A 15,819-nucleotide genomic window follows, 5' to 3' on the forward strand; every position below is an offset into this window, starting at 1 on the left:
AGGAAGCGGCCGGAGCCCACCCGGGCCAACGTGTCGGTCACCGCATGTCCTCTCGGTCGGTGGTCGTGCGCACCATCCGACCATCAGTTCGGCACGTCACGGGGGGATATGGACCTTTATCGCTATATCCGGCTGCCGGCTATCTGTCGCGGGTGTTCCAAGCGGCTGCAGCAGCTGGCATCCGGTGCCGATTCACCGTCGGCCGCGTCCGACCATGTCGACGTCGAACCTCTCGAACTTGCTCTCGTCCACCTCGGCGCCCGCCGCCTCCGCGCCCCACGACGACGAGTACGAGTACGGAGCGCCGCCTTCGGGCGCGGGCCAGGTTCTGGTGGCACCGCGACCGCCGGGATGAGCGCCCCGGCGTCCGCGGCCGCGGGAGTCGGTGGTGAAGTAGCTCATCAGCTCCTGCAACTGCGCGGTCTGGGCGGTCATCTGCTCCGCGGTGGCCGCCAGTTCCTCGCTCGACGACGCGTTCTGCTCGGTGACCTTGGTGATCTGTCCCATCGACGCGTCGATCTGCCGAGCGGAGGTGGCCTGCTCGCCGCTGGCCGCCGCGATCTCCTGCACCAGGTCGGCCGTCCGGGTGATGCTGGGCACGATGTCATCGAGCAGCGACCCGGCCCGCTCCGCGGTGTGCACGCTGTCGGAGGCCAGTTCACTGATCTCGTGTGCCGCGACCTGGCTGCGCTCGGCGAGCTTGCCGACCTCGGTGGCCACCACGGCGAAACCCTTGCCGTGCGCCCCGGCCCGGGCCGCCTCTATCGTGGCGTTCAGCGCCAGCATGTTCGTCTGGAACGCGATGTCGTCGATGATGCTGATCTTGGTGGCGATCTGCTTCATCGCGTCCACGGTCAGTTTCACCGCCGCGCCGCCATCCTGGGCGTCGACCGCCGCCTTGGTCGCGATGCCCTCGGTGGTGCGGGCGTTGTCGCTGTTCTTCGTGATGCCGGAGCCCATGTGCTCGATGCTCGCGGTGGTCTCCTCAACGCTGGCCGCCTGCTCGGTGGCCGCCGCGGACAAGTCCTGCGACGCCCGGCTGATCTGCGTGGCGGCGGCGTTGAGCTGGTCCCCCGCCTCGACCACCGAGCCGACCGTCTCGGCGAGCCGGCGGACCGTGTCGTTCACGGCGACCCGCAGCGTCTCCAGCCGCCCCACACAGGCCGTGTCGATCGAGCGGGTCAGGTCGCCGTCGGCCACGGCGGTGATGACCTCGATGACTTTCGACAGCGGCTCCACCATCGCGTCCAGCGTCTGGTTGACCCCCTCCAGGATCCGCCGGAAGTCGCCCTGGTGGCCGCCGGTGTCGGCCCGGACGTCGATGTCGCCCCGGCCCTGCACGGCGATCCGGTTCATCTCGTCGATCAGGCCTTTGATGTTGCCGATCGCGTGCTCCACCTTGGCCGCCATCTGCCCGACCTCGTCCGCACTCGTCACCTCGGCGCGCCGGGTCAGGTCGCCCACCGCGAGCCCGTCGACCACGTGGGCGACGCGGCGCACGGCGGTCGCGATCATCCGGGCCACGAAGAACCCGAACGCCAGCGCGAGCAGCAGACCCGCGATCAACACCAAGATCATCGTCGTACGCGCGGACGCGTAGGTCCGTCCGGCGGCGTCGACCAGCTGCTTGGCGCGCGCGTTCTCGGCGCCCACCAGCTGCGTGGCCATGGTGAGCACCTTGTCCAGGTCGGGGCCGAGCTGGCTGTCGCGAAACCGCTGGAAGCCGGCGGTGTCGTTGCGCTTGCTCAGGGCGAGACCGGTCGTCAGGTCCTGCTGGAAGGCCGACCATGCCTGCCGTTCCTCCAGCACCAGTTGCGGTGCCGCGCTGGTGCCGGCGTAGCTGTCCAGGTCGGTGGCGAAGCGCGTGGTGGCGTCCCGGATCTGCTGCTCGTAGCGGCTCATCGTCGCCGGATCCTGCGAGACCACGTGGTTGAGCAACGCGGCCTGGCCCTGCCTCGCGTCGTCGCTGACGGCCTGCACCTGGGCCAGCGGAACCATGCCACGGGCGTACAGCTCATTGGCGCGGGCGTTCAGCGCCTGCATCTGGGTGATGCCCAGGACGCCGACGATCAGCGCCACCACGGCCATCAGCACGATGCCGGACAAGACCTTCGCCTTCACACTGCGATTCCGCAGCCACTGCGTTCCGGCGTTGCCGGTACGCGCCGAGCCGAGGACGGCAATCTCGCTCATCGAACGATCCTCTCGGGCTTGCCGTGGAGATGCCCACATCTGCCTTCGCCGCGCGCCCTCGCCGGTCGGGCTATACCAGGAACCTAGCGCGTTTCGCGTTCCCGACTTCCTCATATTGATGGTTATCTTCGCGCCTTCGGCAAGGGCAGCGGGTGGCGTGACGGTGCAACCGATCAAAATGTCGTCGCCGGTGTTCGGACCCGTTTTGCCGGACCGTGAGCGCCCGGGCGGCAGGAAATCCGGGACCAGGCCCGGCCGGGCAGGCCGGCGATCGCGGCGATCAGCGCGAATCCGGCCAGTGCGACGGCGTGGACGATCCGGGGCGAGGCCCGGCGCTGAGTGACCGGACGACGAGGTCGACGCCCACCGCCGCGAGCACCCCGGCGAGAAAGTTGAGCAGCGCCCGCGACGGAAGGAGGCGCACTAGCAGCTGCCGCCGGTCAGGCTGCCTCGGGTGAGCGTCACATCCTTGCCGCTCAGGTGGATGCGCAGGGCGGCCGGCAACACCTCCACCTTGTCGTACCGCAGATTGGCCGGCAGTGCCTGCAGCGGGAACGTCGTCTGCTGCGCCGCCACCTCCCGCAGCACGTTCTTGGCCGGGAAGCGGATGCCGAACATCTCGATCTGCTGCGGCGAGATGTCCAAGGTGGCGCCACGGATCTGCGGCCGCCCGTAGAGCTCGATCGGCGTCGCCTCGCCCGAGCCGCCCGTCTGGCTGGCGGTCAGGAAACCGTCCTCGGCGCCGAACACCGTCGGGTTGTCGCCGGGCGGCTGGGTCAGCGCCGAGAACGGCTTGACCGTCTCGCCCCCGATGACCACCCGGATGCCGCCGGCGTCGACCGAGACCGATCGGTAGGCGACCCCGGAGGGCAGGGCCGGCAGCGTACGGGAAAGGTCTTTCTGATCGACCTGGGAGAGGACGAGCTTGGCGATCGGATCGTTCGTGCCGTGGTCACCACCCAGGATGTGCACCTTGGTCGGGGTGAGGGTGAGGGTGCCGCCGGACAGGACCGGCGAGGTGAAGATGGTCAGCGGCAGGCCGATCGCGGACGTGTTGATGCCGAGCAGCCCGCCGGTGGCCGAGTAGGTGACCGATCGGCCGCCGACCTGGGTCGGCAACTCCGACAGCGCGGTGGTGGCGACGCCGGCGAGCGCGACGTGCACGCCGTCCTTCCGCGGGGAGATCGATTTGTACGCGACGCCGTCCGGCAGGTGCGGCAGCCGCTCGGTGCGCGTCCCACCGGTCAGATCGCCCACCTTCGCCGCCGAGACGCTCTGCCCGAAGATCTGCAGCTTGTCGGGGATCGAGCGGGCGGTCTCGCCGACGATCGCCATCCGCAGGTAGAGCTTGGCCCGCACGTTCTTGGCCGCTTCCGCCGGCATCACCACGTCGACGGTCAGCCCGCCGTCGGGGGCGCGCTTGAAGGTCGGCGTGGTGGCCCCCGGCGTGGCGGGCAAGTGCTCAAAACCGACCGTGACGGTCGCGTCGATGCTCCCGACGTGCGTGCTGTTCTTGTCCGGCTGGCTCACGTCCTTCATGGTCGCCACGAACGCCGCGTGCGGGACGCCGCTGAGCGTGGCGTCCGGCACCGTCAGCCGCAGTTCGTCGAGGCTGCCGCGGAGCAGTTGCGGCACGAGCGGGCCGCCGGCGACGGTGACCGTCGGCGGGGTGGTCAGGGCGCCGGGGCAGGCGACCTGAGCGCTCACCCGGGAGACGACCTGGCGGTTGAGGAAATCCTCGAAGATCGGTAGCGGTACCGCCATCGCCAGCATGCCGGCCGCGACGATCAGCACCACCAAGCTGGCCGCCACGGCCACCCATCGCCTCCGCAGGTGGAAGCGGGCCAGATGTGTCGCCCGATAGACCTCGGTCATACCGATGTTTACGGGCAGGTAATGTCCCGGGGTTCAGCGGTTGACCAGCTCGACGATCTCGGTGGCGGTCGCGAAATCCATAGTCTGCAGATTCTTGCAATACGCGACGGCGGTTCCGGTCGCCGGATCGGCGTATCCGAAGGTACCGCCCATCCCGCCCCAGCCGAACGACGTGTCGCCCGGCCCGCCGCCGAGCCGGCCGAGCGCGAAGCCGAGCCCGAACCGGGCCCGGTTTCCGAAGACCTGGTCAATGCCCCCGAAGGTGTCGTTTCCGATCGCTTCGACCGTCGCCGGGGAGAGAAGGCGGACGCCGTCGACCGTACCGATCAGGGCGGCGTACAGCTTGGCGATCGCCCGGGCGGTCATCTTGCCGCCGGCCGGGAGGTCCGCGCCGAGCACATCGGATCGGTTGCCGAGCGCCGCGGTCGGCCACAGCTCGGCCGACGCGGCCCGGGCCATCGGCGAGTCCGGCGGCAGCTCGAACGACATGCCGGGCGGCGGGGGCGAGTCGACCAGCGGCACCAGGCGGGCCCGCGGCGACTCGGGCATGCCGAACCAGAGGTCGTCGGCGACCCCGAGCGGCGCGCCGATCTCCTCGCGCAGCAGGTCGCCGAGCGCCTTGCCGGTGGCCCGGCGGCATAACTCGCCGAGGATGTAGCCGAAGGTGTAAGCGTGATAGCCGACCTGGGTGCCCGGCTCCCACCAGAGCGGCCCGGCGGCGATCCGATCGCAGATGAGGTCCCAGTCGCAGACGTCCGCGATCGTCGTGGTGGCGCCGATGCCGGGCACGCCGGCCGTGTGCTGGAGGACCTGCCTCAGGGTCACCCCCTCCTTGCCCTCGGCGCCGAACGACGGCCAGACCGAGGCGATCGTCGTGTCGTAGCCGAAGACGCCCCGCTCGGCGAGCCGGTGCACGATGGTCGCGGTCATCGCCTTGCCCATCGACCACGTGTAGAACAGCGAGGACGGGGTGGCCGGCCCGGCGACCGCGTCGACGATCAGTTCGCCGTCCCGGTAGACGGCCACCTGAACGGCCTTCTCCCGGCCGGAGGAGACCTGGGCGTCGATCGCTTCCTGAACGAGTTTCTGCAGCATGACTACTCCTTATGCGGTGACCAGCTCTTTTTCGACGGCGACGGTGGCCGGGCGCTTCACCAGGACGGCCAGCCCGGCCGCGACCATGACGGCGGCGGCGATGAACGGCAGTCGGTAACCCCCGGCCGAGAGCGTGGCGAGCACGGCCAGACCGAGCGCCGAGCCGACCTCCGCGGTGGTGCTGAAGACGCCCGAGGCCAGGCCCGCGTCGTCCGGGGTGGCCGACGACATGGCCAGCGCGGCGAGTGCCGGAAACGCCAGCCCGCCGCCGGCGCCGAGCACCAGCATCGCCGGCAGCACATCGACCAGATATGACCCGTCCGAAGGCACCCGCGCGAAGTAGGCCAGCCCGGCCACCACCAGCCCGAGACCGGTGAGCACCAGCTTTCGCGCCCCGAAACGCCCGATCAGCCGCTCGGTGTAGCGCAGCGACAGCCCGCCCATCACGACCGTGACCGGCAGGAACGCCAGCCCGATCTGCATCGCGTCGTAGCCGAGCACGTGCTGGCAGTAGAGCACTCCGACGAAGAACATGCCGAACATCCCGGCCGCGCTGAGCAGCTGGGCGAGGTTGGCGCGGGCGGTCTCGCCCTGGCGGAAGATGCGCAGCGGGACCAGCGGCGCGGCGGCCGTGGCCTCGCGGGCCACGAACGCCACCCCGAGCCCGAGGGCCAGCAGCGCGAGCGGAAGCGATCCGCCGGGCGTCACCACGGTGTAGACCGTGACCATCAGCGCGCCGGTGATCAGAACCGCTCCCAGCACGTCCGCACCTTGCCGCAGCCCCGGCCCCCGATCGGCCGGGATCAACCTCCGGGCTGCGGCAATGGTGCAGACTCCGACCGGCACGTTCACGAAGAAGATCCAGTGCCAGTTCACCGCCGAGGTGAGCACGCCGCCGAGCAGCAGCCCGACCGCTCCCCCGGCGGAGGCCACGAAGCTGTAGACGCCGATCGCCCGCGCCTGCTCCCGCGCCTCCGGAAACATCGTGACGATCATCCCGAGGATGACCGCCGAGGTGGCCGCCCCGCCGACGCCTTGAAGGAATCGGGCGGCGATGAGCATCTCGCGGCTCGACGCCAGCCCGCACAGCGCGGACGCGAGCGTGAAAACGATCAGGCCCGATACGAAGACGCCACGCCGGGAGACCAGGTCACCCAGCCGGCCGGCCAGCAGCAGCAGACTTCCGAACGGGATCAGGTAGGCGTTGACCACCCACGCCAGCCCGGTCCGGGAAAAGCCCAGCTCACCCTGGATCGCCGGCAGGGCGACATTCACGATGGTGACATCCAGAATGATCATCAACATTCCCGCGCAGAGCACGAGTAGTGCGAACCACCTGCGATCCGTCGTCTTCGGCACGGCCGCCGACCTCCCTCACTCATTACGATCGCCAGGACAGACCGGCCCGGCCGGCGAAATTCATCGCCGGGTCAGCGATGAATTTCGCGGCGGAGCCCGGTCGGTATCTACGAGGAGGTGGCGCGGTGGACACCGAGTTCGTGCGGCAGGCGGATCCCTACCGGCGGGAGCTGCTCGCCCACTGCTATCGGATGCTCGGCTCGGTCTACGACGCCGAGGACCTGGTGCAGGAGACGTACGTGCGGGCGTGGCGCTCGTACGACCGGTTCGAGGGCCGGTCGTCGATGCGGACCTGGCTGCATCGGATCGCGACGAACGCCTGCCTGAACGCGCTCGAGTCGCGCAGCCGGCGACCGCTGCCGATCGGTTTGGGCGCGCCGAGCTCGGACCCGGCCGACGCGCTGATCGAGCAGCGCGAGGTGCCGTGGCTCGAGCCGATGCCGGACTCGCTGGTCAGCGACGACCCGGCGGCGGTCGTCACCGGCCGGGAGAGCATTCGGCTCGCGGTGGTCGCGGCCATGCAGTTCCTGCCGCCGCGGCAGCGGGCCGTGCTGATCCTGCGCGAGGTCCTGCAGTGGCCGGCCGCCGAGGTCGGCGAGATGCTCGACATGACCACCGCCTCGGTGAACAGCGCCCTGCAGCGCGCCCGCGCGCAGCTGGAGCAGGCGACCGTCTCGGCCGACGAGGTGACCGAACCGAGCGAGTCCGAACAGCGTGAGCTGCTGGATCGGTTCGTGGCCGCGTTCGAGGCGAAGGACATCGCCGCGCTCGTCGACATCTTCACCAAGGACGCCGTCTGGGAGATGCCGCCGTTCACCGGTTGGTACCAGGGCGCCGAGGACATCGCCCGGCTGATCGACACCCGCTGCCCGGCCCAGGGCCCGGGCGACATGAAGCTGGTCGCGACCAGGGCGAACGGCCAGTTCGCGTTCGGCCTCTACATGCGCGACGGCGACACCTACCGGCCGTTCAACCTGCCCGTGCTGACGTTGACCCCGCAGGGCGTCAGCCACGTGTCGAGCTTCTTCGACCTGCGCCTGTTCGCGACTTTCGGGTTGCCCGAGTCGATTCCGGTCTGACATGGACACGGCGCTGCGGGCCGGAGTGGCCGTTCTCGAACGATCGGTCGCGTACTGCCTGGGCAGCGTCTCCCTCGTCGCGCCGCCGATGCTGGCCCGGCCCACGCCGTGCGCCGGCTGGAACCTGCGCGACCTGCTGGACCACGTGATCGATTCGATGGCCGCGCTGGAGGAGGCGGTGTCCACCGGGCGGGTGACGATGACGTCGCCGGCCTCGGCCGGCGACGTCCTTCCGCGGGTGCGGGAGCGGGCGTCACGCTTGGTGGGTGCCTGGGCTCATGCCTGCGGCGCTTCGGTCGTACGGGTGGCGCGGGCGCACCTGACGACCCCGTTGGTGGCGGGCGCCGGTGCGATCGAGTTGGCGGTGCACGGCTGGGACGTGGCCCGCTCGTGCGGGAGCGACCGGCCGATCCCGGCCGATCTCGCCGACGAACTGCTCGACCTGGCGGTCGTGCTGATCCGGGCGGGAGATCGGCCGGGGCGGTTCGGCCGGCCGGTGGGGGTGCCCGGCGACGCGCCGCCGGGCGATCAGTTGGTGGCCTTTCTCGGGCGTACGCCCGGTTAGTTTCTTTGTTTTGCGATCGTTCTGGCGAACGGCGCGACGGTCACGCTGTCGACGTCGGGGGCGTACCGCGAGCGGAGCAGGATGCCCGGCCAGGTGTCCGAGGCGTACGTGACGCCGTCGAAGTTGGGCAGTTCGGCGGACGAGAAGCGGATCGTGTTCGCGCCGCGTCTGAGCTGCACCGGCACGGTCAGTTCGGCGAAGTCGTCGGCGTGGAAGGTGTACGGGAAGAGCACCCGCTGGGCCGTCCCGCCGTCGACTGTGATGTCGGCGTGCCGGGCGAGCGGGTCGGGGTTGTAGTGGGTGGCGTCGGCCTGCTCGGGGTTGGCGTAGCGGATCCGCAGCGCGTACGTGCCGGCCCGGTCCGCGGTGACCGGGAAGGTGAGCGTGTTGTCGCCGGTGATCCCGGTGACCGCCGCTCCCCCGCTCGCCAGCGGCCGGGCGACGGCGGTGGCGGTGCCGGTCAGCGTGGCGTTCTCAGCCTCCAGGGTGGTGGCCTCGAGCGCGCCGGCGGCGGGGCGCACGTCGAGCTTGTCGATCAGCGCGCCGAGGCCGGTTCCGGTGACGGTCACCTTGTTGATGCCGCCGGAGAGCGACACCGCGACCGGCTTGCCGGCCGGCACGTCGATGCCGTTCACGGCCATCCGCACGGTCCCGGCGGACACCTTCAGGTCGAGCACCGACTCGGCGTCCGCCTTCGAGTAGACCCAGAACGTGGCGGTGCCGCCGCGGGCCAGCGCGACGTCGCCCGAGCCGGAGACCTTGCGCGGCAGCGCGTAGACGGGCAGCGCGTTGTGCAGGTCGGCGAGCTCCGCCTCGTACGTCTGCACGGTTGCGATCGGATTGGGCAGCGCGAGCGTGATGCGATCGAGGATCGCGTCGCCCTTCGTGGTTCTGGTGCCGTCCAGGCTGCGGGCGGCCAGCGCGATCGTGTGGGTGCCCTTGGTGAGCTGAACGGTCGTGTCGGTGTGGTCCCAGACCACCCACTTGTAGCCGAGCGGCAGGAACAGCTCCTGCTCGGCGGCGCCGTCGACGCGCAGGAACACGTTGGTCGGCCCCTGGTCCTTCACGAGGGGGTAGGTGTTGAGCGAGTTGGCGAAAACGCTCAGGTCGTATCGCCCGGTGGCCGGGACGTCGACGGTGAAGGAGAGCACGCCGTCGCTGCCGGTGCGCAGGCCGCCGACGTCGTAGCCGCCCGAGGTGTAGAACTTCGAGACGTCCGCGGTGGAGCCTTCCGGGCCGTTCCTGCTGTAGCCGCCGCCGGTGTAGGTGGCGTTCTCGGCCTCGTACGAGCCCTGCCAGAGCGTAGGGGTCGGCGACGACGTGCTCGCGGTGTCGCCGGCCGGGGTGAACACGAGCTGGTAGGCGGACGACTCGGTCAGGCCGTTCAGCTCGACCGCGACCGTGTCGTCGACCACCTTGAGGTCCTTCTCCGCGATCAGCCGCGGGGGTGCCGAGTCACCGATCTGACCGGTCCACGGGATCTCCCGGATCCAGGCGTGCACGTTGCGGCCGAAGACCTTCGCCGGGACGTTGGTGAACCGGACGTAGCCGGCGCCGGACGAGCCGCCCAGGATGACCTGCGCTTGCCGTTTGGCGCGATCGAGCGTGGCCACGCCCTGCATCGTGTAGTTCTGGCCCGGGTACGGCGGGCTCACCGCGACCGTGTCGCCGGTCATCCCGCCGTACGCGTTGAACAGCCACCACTGGCCGTTGCCGCGGTTGGCCTGCACGGCCGAGTCGGAGATGTTGCCGTCGATGTTCCAGTACGCGATGTCGGCGTCCACCTTGGACTCCTCGATCGCCGAGATCCACTGGATCATCTGGCCGGGCACCGAGGTGTGGTAGTTGAACGCGTACTCGTTGATGTTGATCGGCAGTTTCGTGCCGGGCAGCACCTCGGCCTCCCAGGCGCGGTACTGCGCGACGTCCTGCCGCACCTTCTCCGGGTGGCTCAGCTCGTGCCAGGTGATCACGTCGGGCAGCGTTCCGGCCGCCTTCGCGTGCTGCAGGAAGCCCTTGACCTGCCCGTACAGCACGCTCGTGTTCGGACCGGCGATCCGCGCGTCCGGCATCCTGGTCTTGATCAGGTGGTAGACCTCGTCCCAGGCCCGGAAGTAGTCGGCCGGGTCGGTCAGCCAGCTCACGCCGTCGTACGACCACTCGCCGGTGCCGAACATGTTGCCCTCGGGCTCGTTGAACGGCACGAACACGATGTGCTTGCGATGCGCGTCGTCGAGCGTCTTCACCTGATCGACCTGCGTCGCGATCTTCTGCTCGTAGGTGGCGAGCTTCTCGGCCGGCGTGCTGCCCGGCCACTGGTACGGAAAGCCGCGGTGGATGTCGGTCATGTAGACGTAGACGTCACCGCCGGTGCTGTCCGCGAGCGGCCCGACCACCTCGAGTGCGTCGGCGCCCGGGTGCTGCGGGCCGTCCTGCGCCTTGGTCGAGACCGTGCGCAGATGCATGCCTTCGATCAGATTGTCGGTCGGCACGCCGTCGCCGTAGAGGCCGTAGAGCGAGCCGGCGGCGCCGCCATGGAACCTTCCGGTCGTCTTCGACAGGTCGATCGTGATCTCGCCCTCGCGGATGACGGTGACGGTCGCGGTCACCGCGATCCCGCCGGCCGTGCCGTTGACGGTGAAGGTGCCCCGCTGCGCGTACCGAGCGGGATCGACGGCCGGCCAGGTGATCGGCAGGTCGCGGTCATAGCCGTCGGTGAAGTGCGCACGAACGGTCGCCGGCAGGGCGGGCGCGGTACCGGCCGTGGTCCGCAGATCGAACGCGGTCTGGGTCAGGCCGGTCGCGGTCGGCACGTTCTGGCCGAGCACGCCCGCTTCGATCTCGGCGGACGAGAGCACCCGGCCGTAGACGCGGAAGTCGTCGATCGCCCCGTCGAAGAGCGGATCCGGATAGAACGATCGCCCGAGGAAACCGGCCGAGGTGGTCGCCGCGTCGATCAGCTGCGCCGCGGTGACGGTGGTCGGCGCGCTCGACACGGCCGCGCCGTCGAGATAGGTGGTCACCCGTTTGGCCGTCGAGTCGAGCGTGACGGTGAGCGTCTTCCAGGCGTTCGCCGGCAGCGCGGACGAGCCGGTGACCTGCGCCTCCGCGCCGGCGTAGTTCGAGGTCACCGCGGTCCGCAACAGCCCGTCCCCGTTGTCCGGCGTGGTGAACAGGTAGCGGCTGGTGTCCTTGCCGAGCGCGTAGATCCACTGCCAGGGCGCCGTGGTCCCGTCCCAGCGCACCCGCGCCGCAACGGTCAGATCCGTGCGGCCGTCGAGAATGGCCTTCGGCAACGAGACGTACGCTCCGGCGGAACCCGACGCGCCGCCCGGCAGGTGGAGCGCGTGCCCGCCGCCGGCGCCGTCCACCAGGGCGGCGGTCGCGCCGTTGACCAGGGTGCCGTCGAGCCCGTGGCCGGAGGAGTCGGCGATCACGCCTTTGGACAGGTCGTCGGTGTCGAAGGTGTACGCGACGATCGGCCCGTCGCCGTCGCCGTCGCCGGCCGCTCGCGCCGGGACGGCCGGGGCGGCCGTCAGCAGTGCACCGCCGAGCGTCGCGGCGAGTGTCGGTCTGAGGAAACGAAGAAAACCTTTTCGCACCGCGTGGTCACCTCTGACGGAGAGATTCTTGAAGTTTCGGCCACGTTACGAAGGCGCGATCGCGTACGTCAATATCTTCGGGCAACGCAGTCGGAAAAGGTTTTCCCAAGCCGACACGCCACGCGGGCCGGCCGGCCGGATCGGCGCGGTCCCCTCGCTCCCGGTCCGGGGTCGACAGCCGCGCCCGGGCTTGTCACGATGAGGCATGAACTCCGGGAGGCTGTGGGCGGCGGTCACGGCCGCGATCGCCCTGCTCATGGACGGCGTCTATCTCTGGATCATCCACGAGCAGGGGAATTCGCCGGCTATCTGGTTCGTCGCCGGGCTCGCGGTGGCCGCCCTGCTGGCCGGCTACGGGGCGATGCGCGCCGCACGCGGCCGCCGGCCGGTTCTGATCGCTTCGGGCGTGCTGCTGCTCGGGCTGGGCCTGGTCGGCATCCTGACGATCGGTCTCCCGATCGTCCTGGCCGGAGTGCTGGCGATCGTCGCCGCGACCCGCGCGGGCCACGACCGATCGACGACGCCGGGCCCGGCCGCAACCGGTCAAATACCGTCCTGACCTGCTTCCGGTGAGCGGCGATCCGCCGGGCACGTAGGCTCCCGGCATGACCCTCGTTGCCGATCGGACCGCACTGATCGCCGTCGACCTGATGCCCCGGATCGTCGAGCTGGACATGGGACCGCACCGCGGCGCCGACGTGGTGGCTCGGACGGTCCGGCTGGCGACCGCGCTGCGGAAGGCGGGCGGGACCGTCGTCGCAGTCCGGGTCGAGCGGCCGAACGTGACCGAGCAGCCGCCGGGCAGCGGGTTCGTGCCGGAGATGGCGCCGTTGGAGGACGACATCGAGGTGGTCAAACGGACGATCGGCGCCTTCTACGGCACCGGGCTGGCCGAGCGGCTCCGGGAGCGCGTCGTCGACACCGTCATCATGGCCGGGCTGGCCACGACCATGGGCGTCGAGTCGACGGCGCGGGCGGCGGCCGATCACGGGTTCGAGGTGGTGTTCGCGGCCGACGCGATGAGCGGGATGACGGCGGCGGAACACGAGCACGCGCTGGCCGTGACGCTGCCCCGGTTCGGGGACGTGCGGGATACCGAGCAACTGCTTGCTCAGCTCTGACCGAGGAGCTTCCGCAGGTAGGCGAGGGTGATCGTACGGTTGGCCTGGCCGGCTGGCGAGTCGGCGTACACCGGGAAGTGGTTCGTGGTCGGTATCCGGACGATCGTCATGTCCACGCCGGCGGCCTTGGCCTCGGCCGCGAAGGCGAAGACGGCTTCGGACGGGATGAAGCCGTCCTCGGCCGGCTCGACGATCAGCGTGGGTGGCGCGGCGGCGGACAGATAGGTCGCGGACGAGATCGATCGAATCCGGTCGGGGTACTGCTCCGGCGTGCCGCCCAGATAGTTGCGGATGAACACCTTGGGAGCGGCCGTGGGTTGGGGCACGCCGTGGTCGTAGGCGTTCCGCGGATCCACGACCGGCACCGACGTGACGACCGCGCGCGGGACGGGCACCGGTCCGGCGCAGGCGGAGACGGCCGTGTGCTGGGCGGCCGAGTAGGCCAGATTGATGGCCAGGTTGCCGCCGGCCGAGTCGCCCTTGACCACGATCCTGGTGGGGTCGCCGCCGTAGCGGGCGATGGTGGTGGCGGTCCAGGTCAGGGCGCAGGCCACGTCGGCGGGTGACTTGTCCCAGGTCGCGCGGGTGGAGGTGGAGAGGCGATAGTCGACGCTCACGAACAGCCAGCCACGCGCCGCCCACCAGGCCGCCTCGGGACCGTAGTCGGCGGCCGTCCCGTTGCCGTCGATCCATCCGCCACCGTGAATCGCGAACATGACGGGAGCGCGGGCCGCGCGAGAGGGCGCCGCAGACGGGGCCGCGGCAGGCGCGGTGGCGCCGGCAGGCGCGGTGGCGCCGGCAGGCGCGGTGGCACCGGCGGGCTGCCAGATCGCGACGCGCAGGTCCTGGCCGTCGACGCGGTTGTAGACCGCCCATGCGTCGGGGCTGTGTGATTTGTCCGGTGACAGCAGCAGCGCGCTCAGCAGGTCGACCGAACCCCCGGCCCGGACCGTGGCGACGACGACCCGTCCGACCTGCAGAAACGCGCCGGCCAGCGCGAGACCGGTCACGACCGCCACGATCGCTTTCGATCGCCCGGACGGCGCCGCCCAGCATGCCAGCACCACGGCCATCACCGACAGGACGGCCACGCGCGGACCGTAGTTGGTCCACAGGTAGCCGACCTGCTCCTGCGGCCGCGAGTGGCCCGGCCACAGGCTGACCCCGGTGACGAGCAGAATGGCGGCCGCCAGCACGGCGCCGCCGCCGGCGAGAGCGAATCGGATCAGGCGGACCGAACCGCTCACCCGAGGCAGGCGTCGGGCAGCAGGAACCAGCGGAGCTTCTCGAAAGCGGCCGGCAGGTCCAGCCGTACGCCATCGATCGGTTCCGGTCGCGAGCTCATGATCTCCCGCGCTTCGGCGAGATAGCCGGCCAGAGCGTCCTCGCCGGCGAAGAGCGTGGGCCGCGGCGGCATGGTGATCGAGCCGTCGGCGCCGAGCCGCAGATCGGCCAGCCGCACCCGCGGCGCGACGTGCCCGACGTGGGTCCACAGCCCGGTCCGTGGCGCGAACCGGTACTCGGGCAGGAGCCGTGACCCGTATTCGGCGATCAGCTCGACCGCCGAGATCAGGTAATCGGCGACGGTGTCGGTGATGAAGTAGTTGAAGTTGAGCCGCGACCAGCCCGGCTTGATGCCCTCCCAGCCGTCGACGATCTCCCCGCGGAACTCCCGGGAGTGCGCCTCGTCGATCCCCAGCAGCCGATGGCCGTACGGTCCCGCGCACGAACAGCCGCTGCGCGCCTGGATCCCGAAGAGGTCGTTCAGCAGCGCGGCGACGAAGTTGTGGTGCAGATACCGCTCCCCCGCCCGCACCTGGAACGACACGATCGACAGCCGGTCGGCCTCGAGGTCGCCGAGGATCTCGATCCGGGCCGCCGAGCCCCACCGCTCCCGGGCCCGCTGCCACAGCTCGTGTTCGCGCTCCTCGATCCGCGCGGCGCCGACCGCGTCCTTGACGGCGAACACCAGTCCGGCCCGGATCGACTCGACGATCGCCGGGGTGCCGCCCTCCTCCCGGGCCACCGGGTCGGTGAGGTACCGGTGCCCGGTCGGATCGACGTAGGCGACCGTTCCGCCGCCCGGGATCGTGGGCACCCGGTTCGTCAGCAGGCGCCGGTCGACCACCAGGACGCCCGGCGTCTGCGGCCCGCCGGCGAACTTGTGCGGCGACAGGAAGACGGCGTCCTTGCCGGCCATCGAGATGGGCACGTACGGCCCGGCCGCCGCGTAGTCCCAGACCGACAGCGCGCCGTGCTCGCGCAGCACCCGGGAGACCGCCGCGGTGTCGGTCAGGATTCCGGTCACGTTCGACGCCGCCGAGAAGCTGCCGATCCGCAGCGGCCGATCGGCGTACTTCCGCAGCGCGCTCGCGAGCGCCGTGAGGTCGACGTGACCGGTGTGATCGGATTCGATCTCGACCACGTCGGCGATCGACTCGCGCCACGGCAGTTCGTTGGAGTGGTGCTCGTAGGGGCCGACGAAGATGACCGGCCGCTCGCCGGCGGGGATGTGCGCGCTCAACCCGTACTCGTCATCGAGTTTCTCGGGAATGCGGAGCCCGAGGATGCCGACCAGCTTGGCCACCGCGGCGGTCGCCCCGGAACCGCAGAAGATGACGACGTGCTCGGGGCCCGCGCCGACGCTGCGGTGAATGAGCGATCGCGCCTGCTCGCGCAGCGCCCCGGTCTGCGCCCCGGTCGCCGACGCCTCGGTGTGCGTGTTGGCGTACCGGGCAAGCACTTGGTCGTGGATGAACTCCTCGATGAAGTCGAGCGCCTGCCCGGAGGCGGTGTAGTCCGCGTACGTGATGCGCCGCGGCCCGAACGGCCCGTCCAGCACCTCCCCCTGCCCGATCAGCCCGTTCCGGATCCGTCCCAGCATGCCCTCGTCGCTCACCCCACGATTGAACGTTGCCTAAGGCCCGGAG

The 15,819-nt window shown here is 70.5% G+C and carries 11 protein-coding genes; 4 read left to right on the plus strand and 7 right to left on the minus strand.

The window, feature by feature from the left end; genetic code table 11:
• Positions 1 to 192 precede the first annotated feature (192 nt).
• The 4 genes from IH26_RS0115310 to IH26_RS0115325 form a co-directional block, all read right to left on the minus strand.
• Positions 193 to 2,193 (minus strand): HAMP domain-containing methyl-accepting chemotaxis protein, encoded by a 2,001-nt coding sequence (locus tag IH26_RS0115310; protein ID WP_051808152.1) that lies wholly within the window; start codon positions 2,191 to 2,193, stop codon positions 193 to 195.
• A gap of 423 nt (positions 2,194 to 2,616) precedes the next feature.
• A complete protein-coding gene (locus IH26_RS0115315; protein WP_030436857.1) occupies positions 2,617 to 4,068 on the minus strand; it encodes an LmeA family phospholipid-binding protein in 1,452 nt (483 codons plus the stop codon).
• A 33-nt stretch (positions 4,069 to 4,101) separates the two neighbouring features.
• Entirely contained in the window at positions 4,102 to 5,163 is a 1,062-nt protein-coding gene (locus tag IH26_RS0115320) for a serine hydrolase domain-containing protein (RefSeq protein ID WP_030436858.1), read from the minus strand.
• 9 nt (positions 5,164 to 5,172) lie between these two features.
• Positions 5,173 to 6,468, minus strand: a complete 1,296-nt coding sequence (locus tag IH26_RS0115325) for an MFS transporter (protein ID WP_281179739.1) — start codon at positions 6,466 to 6,468, stop codon at positions 5,173 to 5,175.
• Between the two features lie 131 nt (positions 6,469 to 6,599).
• Between IH26_RS0115325 and IH26_RS0115330 the strand changes: the two genes are divergently transcribed.
• Both IH26_RS0115330 and IH26_RS0115335 read left to right on the plus strand, forming a co-directional pair.
• Positions 6,600 to 7,601: a sigma-70 family RNA polymerase sigma factor gene (locus IH26_RS0115330; RefSeq protein ID WP_051808154.1), complete on the plus strand. Its 1,002-nt coding sequence runs from the start codon at positions 6,600 to 6,602 to the stop codon at positions 7,599 to 7,601.
• A gap of 1 nt (position 7,602) precedes the next feature.
• Positions 7,603 to 8,166, plus strand: a complete 564-nt coding sequence (locus IH26_RS0115335; RefSeq protein WP_030436861.1) for a TIGR03086 family metal-binding protein — start codon at positions 7,603 to 7,605, stop codon at positions 8,164 to 8,166.
• On the opposite strand, the gene IH26_RS0115340 is transcribed toward IH26_RS0115335, so the two are convergent.
• Positions 8,163 to 11,768: a LamG-like jellyroll fold domain-containing protein gene (locus tag IH26_RS0115340; protein ID WP_051808155.1), complete on the minus strand. Its 3,606-nt coding sequence runs from the start codon at positions 11,766 to 11,768 to the stop codon at positions 8,163 to 8,165. The two genes, IH26_RS0115335 and IH26_RS0115340, sit on opposite strands and share 4 nt — an antisense overlap.
• Before the next feature lie 205 nt (positions 11,769 to 11,973).
• On the opposite strand from IH26_RS0115340, the gene IH26_RS0115345 reads away from it, so the two are divergent.
• Together IH26_RS0115345 and IH26_RS0115350 are read left to right on the plus strand one after the other, a co-directional pair.
• Positions 11,974 to 12,327, plus strand: coding sequence for a hypothetical protein (locus IH26_RS0115345; RefSeq protein WP_030436863.1), 354 nt, complete (start codon positions 11,974 to 11,976; stop codon positions 12,325 to 12,327).
• 46 nt (positions 12,328 to 12,373) lie between these two features.
• The gene (locus tag IH26_RS0115350; protein WP_030436864.1) at positions 12,374 to 12,889 is read left to right on the plus strand and encodes an isochorismatase family protein; all 516 of its coding nucleotides are present in this window, start codon (positions 12,374 to 12,376) and stop codon (positions 12,887 to 12,889) included.
• On the opposite strand, the gene IH26_RS0115355 is transcribed toward IH26_RS0115350, so the two are convergent.
• Positions 12,880 to 14,136: an alpha/beta hydrolase gene (locus IH26_RS0115355; RefSeq protein WP_051808157.1), complete on the minus strand. Its 1,257-nt coding sequence runs from the start codon at positions 14,134 to 14,136 to the stop codon at positions 12,880 to 12,882. The two genes, IH26_RS0115350 and IH26_RS0115355, sit on opposite strands and share 10 nt — an antisense overlap.
• Positions 14,133 to 15,788: an aminotransferase class V-fold PLP-dependent enzyme gene (locus IH26_RS0115360; protein ID WP_342668273.1), complete on the minus strand. Its 1,656-nt coding sequence runs from the start codon at positions 15,786 to 15,788 to the stop codon at positions 14,133 to 14,135. The genes IH26_RS0115355 and IH26_RS0115360 overlap by 4 nt, the downstream gene beginning before the upstream one ends.
• Positions 15,789 to 15,819: the final 31 nt, after the last annotated feature.

This window comes from Actinoplanes subtropicus (assembly GCF_000721705.1).
In the GTDB taxonomy this organism is placed as follows: domain Bacteria; phylum Actinomycetota; class Actinomycetes; order Mycobacteriales; family Micromonosporaceae; genus Actinoplanes; species Actinoplanes subtropicus.